The organism is Pseudomonas sp. AC239 (assembly GCF_979258545.1).
The window spans coordinates 1,403,072-1,415,791 of record NZ_OZ409864.1 but is presented as its reverse complement, the minus strand read 5'-3'; the positions used below and the strand labels follow the sequence as shown (position 1 = coordinate 1,415,791).

The window sequence follows — 12,720 nt, the reverse complement described above, 5'->3', positions numbered from 1 at the left end:
CGTTCCCACGCTCTGCGTGGGAATGCAGCCACTTACGCTCCGCGTCATAGCGGTGTTCAATGTGGCGATGGTGTTGAGGCTGGAACGCGGAGCGTCCCCGGAGGCGTTCCCACGCGGAGCGTGGGAACGATCAGTGTGGCGGGGGGATCAGGCTGACATCACTTCGCGAATGTCAAGCGCCAGTTCGCGCACGCGCTCTACTTCGGTGTCCCAGGAGCACATGAAACGCGCGCCGCCCTTGCCGATGAAGGTGTAGAAGCGCCAGTTCTTTGCAGTCAACGCAGCGATGGCCGGCTCGGACAGTTGCAGGAACACGCCGTTGGCCTGCACCGGGAACATCAGTTCGACGCCGGGAATGTCGCTGACCAGTTCTGCCAGCAGTTGCGCGCAGTGGTTGGCGTGGCGGGCGTATTTGAGCCAGGCGTCGTTTTCCAGAATGCCGACCCACGGTGCCGACAAAAAGCGCATCTTCGACGCCAGTTGCCCGGCCTGCTTGCAGCGGTAATCAAAGTCTTCGGCCAGTTTGTGGTTGAAGAACAGGATCGCTTCACCCACCGCCATGCCGTTTTTCGTGCCGCCGAAGCACAGCACATCAACGCCGGCTTTCCAGGTGAGGTCGGCGGGCGAGCAGCCGAGGAATGCGCAGGCGTTGGAGAACCGCGCGCCGTCCATGTGCAGGTGCAGACCCAGTTCCTTGCAGGTTGCGCTGATGGCGCGGACTTCTTCCGGGGTGTAGACGCTGCCGACTTCGGTGGCCTGGGTCAGGGTCACCACCCGCGGTTTCGGGTAGTGGATGTCCTGGCGCTTGAGGGCGACTTCGCGGATCGATAGCGGAGTGATCTTGCCGTTTTCAGTGCTGGCGATCAGCAGCTTCGAGCCGTTGGAGAAAAATTCCGGAGCGCCGCATTCGTCGGTTTCGACGTGGGCGGTTTCCGAGCAGATCACGCTGTGGTAACTCTGGCACAGCGACGACAGGGCCAGGGAGTTGGCGGCGGTGCCGTTGAAGGCGAAGAACACTTCGCAGTCGGTTTCGAACAGTTTGCGGAAATGATCGGCCGCGCGGGCGGTCCATTCATCGTCGCCGTAAGCGCGCTGGTGGCCGTGGTTGGCCTGTTCCATGGCAGCCCAGGCTTCAGGGCAGATCCCGGAATAGTTGTCGCTGGCGAATTGTTGGCTCTTGTCGGTCATGGCCGGCTTCCGTAATCGAGACTCTTGTGAAGGCTCGTGGTCAATGAGGATGCGCACTTTACCGAAGATCTTCCGGGGAGCACATGCGATGTCGGGTGGGGAAAATTACCAGTTTATGGGCCGATTATGCACCTGAGCCAACGCGACGGTGCCCTGGATCTGCTCAAGTGGCTGGCGTTGCTGAGCATGTTGCTCGATCACCTGCGATATGTCGGCTTCTCCGCCGATTGGTTGTATGTGCCCGGGCGATTGGCGTTTCCATGGTTTTGCCTGGCGATGGCGGCGAATCTGGCACGAGACGGTTCGCGCAAAATGGAATGGCGCTATCTGGGCTGGCTGTTGCTGTTCAGCGCCATCAGCGAAATCCCTTATCGCTTTTATATCACCGACCCTGACACGTTCAACGTGATGCCGACGCTGGCGCTGGGCTTGCTGGTGGCGCGCGGCTGGCAGGACCCAGCGTCGGTGGCGCGGTTGCTCGCATTGGCCGCGTTGGTGGTTGCGGCGGTTTTTTCAGAACGACTGATGTTCGGTTTCTTCGGCGTATTGTTGCCGCTGGCGATGCTGCTGGTGTTCCGCCGACCTTGGTATTTCAGCCTGTTGCCGGGGCTGGTGTGTCTGGCGGCGAACCAATGGCAAGTGCTGCTCGAATCGGCGCGGTTCGGTAACAGCGTGGCGATTCTCGGCCTGGCGACATGTCTGCTTGCGCCAATGCTGGGAATGTTCCTGTTGCGACATGGGCGACATCTGCAGCCACCACCGATGCGGCGCTGGGCATATGCGCTGTATCCCGCGCATTTCCTTCTATTGCTCGCCGTCCGCGCGGCATACACCTGACCCTGTGGGAGCGGGCTTGCTCGCGAAAGCGGTGTGTCAGGCGGCATAGATGTCGACTGACACGGCCTCTTCGCGAGCAAGCCCGCTCCCACTGGGGATCTCCACGCTTTTGAATGATGTGTCCGACCAGCCTTTTCCAACCATGTCGTAAACGCACCTTTGCGTGGCGTCCGCAGGCATTTGAGCTGTCTGTGCCGGTCATACCATCGCATCAAAGGGCACTGCCATCATTGCCAGTGCCTTACCGAGACGAATGGCGCACAGATGCCGCTGGGAGAGACGCGATGTTCAGCAAGCAAGACCAGATCCAGGGTTACGACGATGCACTGCTGGCGGCGATGAATGCCGAGGAGCAACGTCAGGAAGATCACATCGAGCTGATCGCGTCGGAGAACTACACCAGCAAGCGCGTCATGCAGGCGCAAGGCAGCGGCCTGACCAACAAATACGCCGAAGGCTATCCGGGCAAGCGCTACTACGGTGGCTGCGAACATGTGGACAAAGTCGAAGCGCTGGCCATCGAACGCGCCAAGCAACTGTTCGGTGCCGACTATGCCAACGTCCAGCCGCACTCCGGCTCCTCGGCCAACAGCGCCGTGTATCTGGCGCTGATCCAGCCGGGCGACACCATTCTCGGCATGAGCCTGGCCCACGGCGGTCACCTGACCCACGGCGCCAAAGTGTCGTCCTCGGGCAAGCTCTACAACGCCGTGCAGTACGGCATCAACACCGACACCGGGCTGATCGACTACGACGAAGTCGAGCGTCTGGCCGTCGACTGCAAACCGAAAATGATCGTTGCCGGTTTCTCTGCTTACTCCAAGACTCTGGATTTCCCGCGCTTCCGCCAGATCGCCGACAAGGTCGGTGCGCTGCTGTTCGTCGACATGGCCCACGTCGCCGGTCTGGTCGCTGCTGGCCTGTACCCGAATCCGCTGCCGTACGCCGACGTGGTCACCACCACCACGCACAAGACCCTGCGCGGTCCGCGTGGCGGGCTGATCCTGGCCAAGTCCAACGAAGAGATCGAGAAGAAGCTCAATGCCGCCGTTTTCCCCGGCGCCCAGGGCGGCCCGCTGATGCACGTCATCGCCGGTAAGGCGGTGTGCTTCAAGGAAGCGCTGGAGCCTGGCTTCAAGGCTTATCAGCAACAAGTGATCGACAACGCCCAGGCGATGGCCAGCGTATTCATCAAGCGTGGCTACGATGTGGTCTCCGGCGGCACCGACAACCATCTGTTCCTGGTCAGCCTGATTCGTCAGGGCCTGACCGGCAAGGACGCCGATGCCGCGCTGGGCCGTGCCCACATCACGGTGAACAAGAACGCCGTGCCGAACGACCCGCAGTCGCCGTTCGTGACCTCGGGCCTGCGCATCGGCACCCCGGCGGTGACCACGCGCGGCTTCAAGGTCAGCCAGTGCGAAACCCTCGCCGGCTGGATCTGCGACATCCTCGACAACCTCGGCGACGCCGATGTCGAGGCCAATGTCGCCCAGCAGGTCTCGGCCCTGTGCGCAGACTTCCCGGTTTATCGCTGAGTCGGTTTTGGAGTAATGACTATGCAACGCTATTCCGGCTTCGGCCTGTTCAAACACTCGCTCAGCCACCACGAAAACTGGCAGCGCATGTGGCGCACGCCCACCCCGAAAAAAGTCTACGACGTGGTCATCGTCGGCGGCGGCGGGCACGGCCTGGCGACGGCCTACTATCTGGCCAAGGAGCACGGCATCACCAATGTCGCCGTGGTCGAGAAAGGCTGGCTGGGCGGCGGTAACACCGCGCGCAACACCACCATCGTGCGTTCCAACTACCTGTGGGACGAGTCGGCGCACCTCTACGAACACGCGATGAAATTGTGGGAAGGCCTGTCGCAGGATCTCAACTACAACGTGATGTTCTCCCAGCGTGGCGTCTACAACCTGTGCCACACCCTGCAGGACATCCGTGATTCCGAGCGTCGGGTCAGCGCCAACCGCCTCAACGGCGTCGACGGCGAACTGCTCGACGCCAAGCAGGTTGCGGACGAGATTCCGTACCTGGACTGCTCGAAAAACACCCGCTACCCGATCATGGGCGCCACCGTGCAGCGTCGCGGCGGCGTCGCCCGTCACGATGCCGTGGCGTGGGGCTTCGCCCGTGCCGCCGATGCCTTGGGCGTGGACCTGATCCAGCAGACCGAAGTGATCGGTTTCCGCAAGGAAAACGGTGTGTGCATCGGCGTTGAAACCAACAAGGGTTTCATCGGCGCCAAGCGCGTCGGCGTGGTCACTGCCGGTAACTCCGGGCACATGGCCAAGCTTGCCGGTTTCCGCCTGCCGATCGAATCCCACCCGCTGCAGGCGCTGGTGTCCGAGCCGATCAAACCGATTATCGACAGCGTGATCATGTCCAACGCCGTGCACGGTTACATCAGCCAGTCCGACAAGGGCGACCTGGTGATCGGCGCCGGTATCGACGGCTACAACGGCTACGGCCAGCGTGGTTCGTACCCGGTGATCGAGCACACCATCCAGGCCATCGTCGAGATGTTCCCGGTGCTCTCGCGGGTACGCATGAACCGCCAGTGGGGCGGCATCGTCGATACCACGCCGGACGCTTGCCCGATCATTTCGAAAACGCCGGTACCGAACATGTTCTTCAACTGCGGTTGGGGTACCGGCGGCTTCAAGGCCACACCGGGTTCGGGCAACGTGTTTGCCGCGAGTCTGGCCAAGGGTGAAATGCACCCGCTGGCCGCACCGTTTTCCATCGACCGTTTCCACAACGGCGCTCTGATCGACGAACACGGCGCTGCTGCCGTCGCCCACTAACAGGAGAAATCCCTATGTTGCACATCTTCTGTCCTCACTGCGGCGAACTGCGCTCCGAAGAGGAATTCCATGCATCCGGCCAAGCGCACATTCCGCGCCCGCTGGATCCGAACGCCTGCACCGATGAGGAGTGGGGTGACTACATGTTCTTCCGCGATAACCCGCGCGGTCTGCACCACGAGTTGTGGGACCACGTTGCCGGTTGCCGCCAGTACTTCAACGTCACTCGCGATACCGTGACCTACGAGATTCTCGAGAGCTACAAGATCGGCGAGAAGCCGCAATTCACCGACAAGGCTGGCACTGCGAAAACAGCCACGACGGCGCTGGGAGAGAAGGTATGAGCCAGACCAATCGCCTGTCCAACGGTGGACGGATCGACCGCAACAAAGTGCTGAGCTTCACCTTCAACGGCCAGACCTACAAAGGCTATGAAGGCGACTCGCTGGCCGCTGCACTGATTGCCAACGGCGTCGATATCATCGGCCGCAGCTTCAAATATTCGCGCCCTCGCGGCATCTTCGCCGCCGGTTCCGAAGAGCCGAACGCGGTGCTGCAGATCGGTGCCACCGAAGCCACGCAGATTCCCAACGTGCGTGCCACGCAACAGGCGTTGTATCAGGGCCTCGTTGCGACCAGCACCAACGGCTGGCCGAGCGTCAACAACGACATGATGGGCATTCTCGGCAAGGTCGGCGGCAAGCTGATGCCGCCGGGTTTCTACTACAAAACCTTCATGTACCCGCAATCGTTCTGGATGACTTACGAGAAGTACATTCGCAAGGCTGCCGGCCTCGGCCGTTCGCCGACCGAGAACGATCCGGACACCTACGACTACATGAATCAGCACTGCGACGTGCTGATCGTCGGTGCCGGCCCGGCCGGTCTCGCCGCTGCCCTGGCCGCTGCGCGCAGCGGTGCCCGAGTGATTCTGGCCGATGAGCAGGAAGAGTTCGGCGGCAGCCTGCTCGACTCGCGCGAAAGCCTCGACGGCAAACCGGCGATGGAATGGGTCGCCAGTGTCATCGCGGAATTGAAGAACACCCCGGACGTGCTGCTGTTGCCGCGCGCCACGGTCAACGGCTACCACGACCACAATTTCCTGACCATTCACGAACGCCTCACCGATCACCTCGGCGACCGCGCGCCGATCGGTCAGGTGCGGCAGCGCATCCACCGTGTCCGCGCCAAACGTGTGGTGCTGGCGACCGGCGCCCACGAGCGTCCGCTGGTCTACGGCAACAACGACGTGCCGGGCAACATGCTTGCCGGCGCGGTGTCGACTTACGTGCGTCGTTATGGCGTAGCGCCGGGAAAAAAACTGGTGCTGTCGACCAACAATGATCACGCCTACCGCGTCGCTCTGGATTGGCTCGATGCCAGTCTGCAAGTGGTCGCCATCGCTGATGCCCGCAGCAATCCGCGCGGTGCATTGGTCGAAGAAGCGCGTGCCAAAGGCATTCGCATCCTCACCGGCAGCGCCGTCATCGAAGTGCGTGGCAGCAAGCGGGTGACCGCTGCCCGCGTCGCCGCGATTGACGTAAAGGCTCACGCCGTGACCAGTCCGGGCGAATGGCTCGATTGCGATCTGGTCGCCAGCTCCGGCGGTTACAGCCCGGTGGTTCACCTGGCTTCGCACCTCGGCGGCAAACCGGTCTGGCGCGAAGATATTCTCGGTTTCGTACCGGGCGAAGCTCCGCAGAAACGCGTGTGCGTCGGTGGCATCAATGGCGTCTACGCGCTTGGCGATTCGCTGGCCGACGGTTTTGAAGGTGGCGTGCGCGCTGCCGCCGAGGCCGGTTTCCAGACCGTCGAAGGTGTGTTGCCGAAAGCCTTGAGCCGTCTTGAAGAGCCGACCCTGGCGCTGTTCCAGGTACCGCACGAGAAAAACTCGGCGCGTGCACCGAAGCAATTCGTCGACTTCCAGAACGACGTCACCGCCGGTGGCATCGAACTGGCGACCCGCGAAGGTTTCGAGTCGGTCGAGCACGTCAAACGCTATACCGCGCTGGGCTTCGGCACCGATCAGGGCAAGCTCGGCAACGTCAACGGTCTGGCCATTGCCGCCCGGTCGCTGAACGTGACCATCCCGCAGATGGGCACCACCATGTTCCGTCCGAACTACACGCCGGTGACCTTCGGCGCCGTGGCCGGTCGGCACTGTGGGCACATCTTCGAACCGGTGCGCTACACCGCGCTGCATGCCTGGCATGTGAAGAGCGGCGCCGAGTTTGAAGACGTCGGTCAGTGGAAGCGTCCCTGGTACTTCCCGAAAAACGGTGAAGACCTGCACGCGGCGGTCAAGCGCGAATGCCAAGCCGTGCGCGACAGCGTTGGCCTGCTCGATGCTTCGACCCTCGGCAAGATCGACATCCAAGGCCCGGATGCCCGCGAGTTCCTCAACCGCGTGTACACCAACGCCTGGACCAAGCTCGACGTGGGCAAAGCTCGCTACGGTCTGATGTGCAAGGAAGACGGCATGGTCTTCGACGACGGTGTGACCGCGTGTCTGGCCGACAACCATTTCGTCATGACCACCACCACCGGCGGCGCCGCGCGCGTACTGCAGTGGCTGGAGCTGTACCACCAGACCGAATGGCCGGACCTGAAGGTGTACTTCACGTCGGTCACCGACCACTGGGCGACCATGACCCTGTCCGGGCCGAACAGCCGCAAGCTGCTCAGCGCCGTGACCGACATCGATCTGAGCAACGAAGCGTTCCCGTTCATGACCTGGAAAGAAGGTCTGGTCGGTGATGTGCCGGCGCGGGTGTTCCGTATCTCGTTCACCGGTGAGCTGTCATACGAAGTCAACGTCCAGGCCGACTACGCTATGGGCGTGCTGGAAAAAATCGTCGAGGCCGGCAAGCAGTACAACCTGACGCCGTACGGCACCGAAACCATGCACGTGCTGCGGGCCGAGAAGGGTTTCATCATCGTTGGCCAGGACACCGACGGCTCGATGACCCCGGACGACCTGAACATGGGCTGGTGTGTCGGTCGCACCAAACCGTTCTCGTGGATCGGCCAGCGCGGCATGAATCGCGAAGATTGCGTGAAAGATCAGCGCAAACAACTGGTGGGCCTCAAGCCGATCGATCCGACCAAATGGCTGCCGGAAGGTGCGCAGCTGGTGTTCAACACCAAGCAGGCGATCCCGATGACCATGGTCGGCCACGTCACCTCCAGCTACGCGCATAACTCCCTCGGTTATTCGTTTGCCATGGGTGTGGTCAAGGGCGGTCTCAAGCGCATGGGCGAGCGGGTGTTCGCACCGCTGGCCGATGGCAGCGTGATCGAGGCGGAAATCGTGTCTTCGGTGTTCTTCGATCCGAAGGGTGAGCGGCAGAACATCTGACAACCTCGGGAGCGGTGGGCGGGCGGCTATTCGCGAGCAGGCTCGCTCCCACATTCGATCGCGTTCCCCTGTGGGAGCGAGCCTGCTCGCGAAGGCGGCGGCACAGCCACCACAGGAACCAACAGAATTCAGAAGGTGCTTTATGACCACAGCCAATGTTTACCAGCAACGCCCGACCACCGGTGCCCGTGCCGAGTCGTCGCTGCACCATGCCGACCTCGCCAGCCTGGTCGGCAAGGGCCGCAAGAACGCCGGCGTGATCGTGCGGGAAAAGAAACTGCTCGGCCACCTGACCCTTCGTGGCGATGGCCACGATGCCGCGTTCGCGGCCGGTGTGCACAAGGCGCTTGGCATTGAATTGCCCGGCGCCCTCAGCGTGATCGTCAAAGGCGAAACCAGCCTGCAATGGATGGGCCCGGACGAGTGGCTGCTGATCGTGCCAAGCGGCGAAGAATTCGCTGCCGAGCAGAAACTGCGCGAAGCGCTGGGCGATCTGCACATTGCTATCGTCAACGTCAGCGGCGGTCAGCAGATCCTCGAACTGAGCGGGCCGAACGTGCGTCAGGTGCTGATGAAGTCGACCAGCTACGACGTGCACCCGAACAACTTCCCGGTCGGCAAAGCGGTGGGCACGGTGTTCGCCAAGTCGCAACTGATGATTCGCCATACCGCCGAAGACACCTGGGAACTGCTGATCCGCCGCAGCTTCTCGGATTACTGGTGGTTGTGGTTGCAGGATGCTTCGGCCGAGTACGGGCTGAGCGTTCAGGCCTGAGACTGAATGGCTATCGTGCCTGCTTCTGTGGCGAGGGGATTTATCCCCGTTCGGCTGCGAAGCAGTCGCAATACCTGTGAATTCGATCTACCTGATAAACCGCGGTGATTGGTTTTGGGGTGGCTTCGCCACCCAACGGGGATAAATCCCCTCACCACAAAAGCAGTTCAGCGCAGGTCAGTCTGGTTCAGAGTTCACTTTGCTCACCGTTGTTGTAACAGGAGTCACCGCACCATGAGCCGCGCCCCAGACACATGGATTCTGACCGCCGACTGCCCCAGCGTCCTCGGCACGGTGGACGCGGTCACGCGTTTTCTGTTCGAGCAGGGCTGTTATGTCACTGAGCACCACTCGTTCGATGACCGCCTCTCGGGGCGCTTCTTCATCCGCGTGGAATTCCGTCAGCCTGATGGTTTCGACGAACAATCTTTCCGCGCAGGTTTGGCCGAGCGCGGACAGGCGTTCGGCATGCTCTTCGAGCTGACCGCGCCGAACTACCGGCCGAAAGTGGTGATCATGGTGTCCAAGGCCGATCACTGCCTCAACGACTTGCTCTACCGCCAGCGCATCGGCCAGCTGTCGATGGACGTGGCGGCGGTGGTGTCCAACCATCCGGATCTCAAGCCGCTGGCCGACTGGCACCAGATTCCCTACTACCATTTCCCTCTCGACCCCAACGACAAACCGGCGCAAGAGCGTCAGGTCTGGCAGGTGATCGAAGAGGCCGGTGCCGAACTGGTGATCCTTGCCCGCTACATGCAGGTGCTGTCGCCGGAGCTGTGCCGCAAGCTCGATGGCAAGGCGATCAACATTCATCACTCGCTGCTGCCGGGCTTCAAGGGCGCCAAACCGTATCACCAGGCTTACAACAAGGGCGTGAAACTGGTGGGCGCGACGGCGCATTACATCAACAACGATCTCGATGAAGGGCCGATCATTGCCCAGGGCGTCGAGGCGGTGGATCACAGTCATTACCCCGAGGACCTGATTGCCAAAGGGCGCGATATCGAAGGCCTGACCCTGGCGCGGGCGGTTGGGTATCACATTGAAAGAAGGGTGTTCCTGAACGCCAACAGAACCGTCGTTCTTTAGCTTCAAGCTCCAAGCCGCAAGAACAAGCGGTCAGCACACTTCTTGCGGCTTGTAGCTTGCCGCTTGAAGCTCAATCAACTCTCTACCCAACAACAAATATAGAGGTGATGGCATGTCTGGCAATCGTGGTGTGGTGTATCTCGGCGCTGGCAAGGTCGAAGTACAGAAAATCGACTACCCGAAAATGCAGGACCCGCGCGGTCGCAAGATCGAGCACGGGGTCATTCTCAAAGTGGTTTCCACCAACATCTGCGGCTCCGACCAGCACATGGTGCGCGGTCGGACCACGGCGCAGACCGGTCTGGTGCTGGGTCACGAAATCACCGGCGAGGTGATCGAAAAGGGCTCCGACGTCGAAAACCTGAAGATCGGCGATCTGGTCTCCGTTCCGTTCAACGTGGCTTGCGGGCGCTGCCGTTCCTGCAAGGAGCAACACACTGGTGTCTGCCTGACGGTCAACCCGGCCCGTGCCGGTGGCGCATACGGTTACGTCGACATGGGCGACTGGACCGGTGGCCAGGCTGAATACGTACTGGTGCCGTACGCCGACTTCAACCTGCTGAAACTGCCGGATCGCGACAAGGCCATGGAGAAAATCCGCGACCTGACCTGCCTCTCCGACATCCTCCCGACCGGTTACCACGGCGCCGTCACTGCCGGCGTTGGCCCGGGCAGCTCCGTGTACATCGCCGGCGCCGGTCCGGTCGGTCTGGCCGCTGCCGCTTCCGCACGTTTGCTCGGTGCGGCGGTGGTGATCGTCGGCGACGTCAACACCATCCGCCTGGCCCACGCCAAGGCCCAGGGCTTTGAGGTCGTCGACCTGTCCAAGGACACCCCGCTGCACGAACAGATCGCCGCGCTGCTGGGCGAGCCGGAAGTAGACTGCGCGGTGGACTGCGTCGGTTTCGAAGCACGTGGCCACGGCCACGACGGCGTCAAGGCCGAAGCCCCGGCCACGGTGCTCAACTCACTGATGGGCGTGGTGCGGGTAGCCGGCAAAATCGGTATCCCGGGCCTGTACGTCACCGAAGATCCGGGTGCGGTGGACGCCGCCGCGAAAATGGGCAGCCTGAGCATCCGCTTCGGCCTGGGCTGGGCCAAATCCCACAGCTTCCACACTGGGCAAACGCCAGTGATGAAGTACAACCGCCAGTTGATGCAGGCGATCATGTGGGACCGCATCAACATCGCTGAAGTGGTCGGCGTGCAAGTGATCAGCCTCGATCAGGCGCCGGAAGGTTACGGCGAGTTCGATGCCGGCGTGCCGAAGAAGTTTGTGATTGATCCGCATAAGTTGTTCAGTGCGGCGTAGGGGTTACGGCAACGCAGAACGGCGACCTCAGGGTCGCCGTTTTGTTTGGTTTATAGCTCATGCAGGGCGGACTTGTGATGCCTGGAGGCCTTTCTGCCCTTGCTCAGCTATGAAGGAAACGGCTTGCCCTTCTTTCAGTGATTTAAAGCCATCACTTTCAATAGCTTTGAAATGTACAAAAAGATCGTCGCCTCCAACCTGAGGAGTAATGAAGCCGAAGCCCTTTTCATCGTTAAACCATTTAACCGTACCGTTTTCTCTTTGGCCTGTGATGCGCATGGTCGTGCTTCCTATTTCGCTTTGAATAATGGTTCACATCAGAACCGGGGATTGACGGTTATCTTGTCGCGAACCAATCGAACGTTGATTGCGTATTGCTGCCCTGTATCGCTTTTTATCACTTCATAACTGACCCTTCGTCCGGCCTTGATTTTTCCAATGATGGGGTCGTCCGGATCAACGCAAAAGATGATTGCTGTGGGTTGAGCAATCACTTCCTTTGCAGCGCCTTTGGACGGTCCCTTCACTGGCGCGATGATCGAGTCGTCGCGGTCTGACAATCGCTTCTCCATCGCAGCACCTCCCTCAGAATGATCCGCGGCAAACTTGTCTCGAATTCAAATCTAAACAACTTGAATTCAGCAGGTAACTGTCAGGTTTGACAGTTTTTAGAATCGTTTTGGAATAGCCTGAATCTCGATTTGGAATGACCGGAACATGCCGCCAGATCCCCGGTCAAACCGGCAGTTTCGTCGCCGTTGTCCGGTGGCAGCTTTTCCTCAAGAGGATGTCTGAATGAAGATTTCACGCGGTGTTGCCCTGGCATCGCTCCTGACTCTGGCCGCCGGGCCGGTGTTTGCCGGTTTCAGTTTGAACGACGTGGCCGGTGCGGTAGCGGGGATGCAGGGTGGTGACAAGGCGGCCGCTGCGGCGCCGACCTCGGAGACCGCTGGTTTGTTGAGTGCTCTGAGTGCGCTGGACGTCACGCCGGAGCAGGCTGTTGGCGGTACCAGCGCGATGCTTGGGCTGGCGAAGAATCAGTTGAGCAGCACCGACTATTCGCAACTGGCCAAGGAAGTGCCGGGCATCGATAAGCTGTCCGGTGGCAGCGGCAATCTGGCGGCGCTGGGCGCGTTGCTCGGTTCGTCCGGCAAGTCCGCTGGCCTTGAGAATGCGTTGGGCAATGTGAAAGACACCAACGACCTGAACAACGCGTTCAGCGCGCTGGGCATGGACAGCGGCATGATCGGCCAGTTTGCCCCGGTGTTGCTGCAATATCTCGGTCAGCAGGGCGTCGGTGGTTCGCTGTTGAGCAGCCTGGGCAGCATCTGGGGCACCGGCACTTGAG

At 61.1% G+C, this 12,720-nt stretch carries 12 protein-coding genes; 9 read left to right on the top strand and 3 right to left on the bottom strand.

Translation table 11 applies throughout. The features are described from left to right. Window positions 1-147: 147 nt before the first annotated feature. Entirely contained in the window at window positions 148-1,188 is a 1,041-nt protein-coding gene (locus ACZ0AZ_RS06570; protein WP_463537105.1) for a threonine aldolase family protein, read from the bottom strand. Between the two features lie 126 nt (window positions 1,189-1,314). Between ACZ0AZ_RS06570 and ACZ0AZ_RS06565 the strand changes: the two genes are divergently transcribed. From ACZ0AZ_RS06565 to fdhA, 8 genes are all read left to right on the top strand, one after another. Continuing rightward, complete coding sequence (locus ACZ0AZ_RS06565) at window positions 1,315-2,025, top strand: TraX family protein (RefSeq protein ID WP_129997765.1); 711 nt, start codon at window positions 1,315-1,317, stop codon at window positions 2,023-2,025. Window positions 2,026-2,309: 284 nt separating this feature from the next. Continuing rightward, window positions 2,310-3,563, top strand: coding sequence for a serine hydroxymethyltransferase (glyA, locus tag ACZ0AZ_RS06560; protein ID WP_129997764.1), 1,254 nt, complete (start codon window positions 2,310-2,312; stop codon window positions 3,561-3,563). A 21-nt stretch (window positions 3,564-3,584) separates the two neighbouring features. Then, complete coding sequence (locus ACZ0AZ_RS06555) at window positions 3,585-4,835, top strand: sarcosine oxidase subunit beta (protein ID WP_016772829.1); 1,251 nt, start codon at window positions 3,585-3,587, stop codon at window positions 4,833-4,835. A 14-nt stretch (window positions 4,836-4,849) separates the two neighbouring features. Then, on the top strand, window positions 4,850-5,179 hold the full coding sequence (locus ACZ0AZ_RS06550) for a sarcosine oxidase subunit delta (RefSeq protein WP_016772830.1): 330 nt from the start codon (window positions 4,850-4,852) through the stop codon (window positions 5,177-5,179). Next, the gene (locus ACZ0AZ_RS06545; RefSeq protein WP_129997763.1) at window positions 5,176-8,193 is read left to right on the top strand and encodes a sarcosine oxidase subunit alpha; all 3,018 of its coding nucleotides are present in this window, start codon (window positions 5,176-5,178) and stop codon (window positions 8,191-8,193) included. Before ACZ0AZ_RS06550 ends, ACZ0AZ_RS06545 begins: the two co-directional genes overlap by 4 nt. Before the next feature lie 142 nt (window positions 8,194-8,335). After that, window positions 8,336-8,968 carry a sarcosine oxidase subunit gamma gene (locus tag ACZ0AZ_RS06540; protein ID WP_310403546.1) on the top strand — a complete coding sequence of 211 codons (633 nt, stop codon included), beginning with the start codon at window positions 8,336-8,338 and terminating at the stop codon, window positions 8,966-8,968. A gap of 234 nt (window positions 8,969-9,202) precedes the next feature. Next, window positions 9,203-10,060 (top strand): formyltetrahydrofolate deformylase, encoded by an 858-nt coding sequence (purU, locus tag ACZ0AZ_RS06535; protein ID WP_039757644.1) that lies wholly within the window; start codon window positions 9,203-9,205, stop codon window positions 10,058-10,060. 112 nt (window positions 10,061-10,172) lie between these two features. Beyond that, complete coding sequence (gene fdhA, locus ACZ0AZ_RS06530) at window positions 10,173-11,372, top strand: formaldehyde dehydrogenase, glutathione-independent (protein WP_016772834.1); 1,200 nt, start codon at window positions 10,173-10,175, stop codon at window positions 11,370-11,372. A gap of 57 nt (window positions 11,373-11,429) precedes the next feature. On the opposite strand, the gene ACZ0AZ_RS06525 is transcribed toward fdhA, so the two are convergent. Both ACZ0AZ_RS06525 and ACZ0AZ_RS06520 read right to left on the bottom strand, forming a co-directional pair. Continuing rightward, window positions 11,430-11,651, bottom strand: a complete 222-nt coding sequence (locus tag ACZ0AZ_RS06525) for a cold-shock protein (protein WP_129997761.1) — start codon at window positions 11,649-11,651, stop codon at window positions 11,430-11,432. A gap of 38 nt (window positions 11,652-11,689) precedes the next feature. Then, window positions 11,690-11,944 (bottom strand): hypothetical protein, encoded by a 255-nt coding sequence (locus tag ACZ0AZ_RS06520; protein ID WP_039757646.1) that lies wholly within the window; start codon window positions 11,942-11,944, stop codon window positions 11,690-11,692. Window positions 11,945-12,167: 223 nt separating this feature from the next. On the opposite strand from ACZ0AZ_RS06520, the gene ACZ0AZ_RS06515 reads away from it, so the two are divergent. Continuing rightward, window positions 12,168-12,719, top strand: a complete 552-nt coding sequence (locus tag ACZ0AZ_RS06515; RefSeq protein WP_463537104.1) for a DUF2780 domain-containing protein — start codon at window positions 12,168-12,170, stop codon at window positions 12,717-12,719. Window position 12,720: the final 1 nt, after the last annotated feature.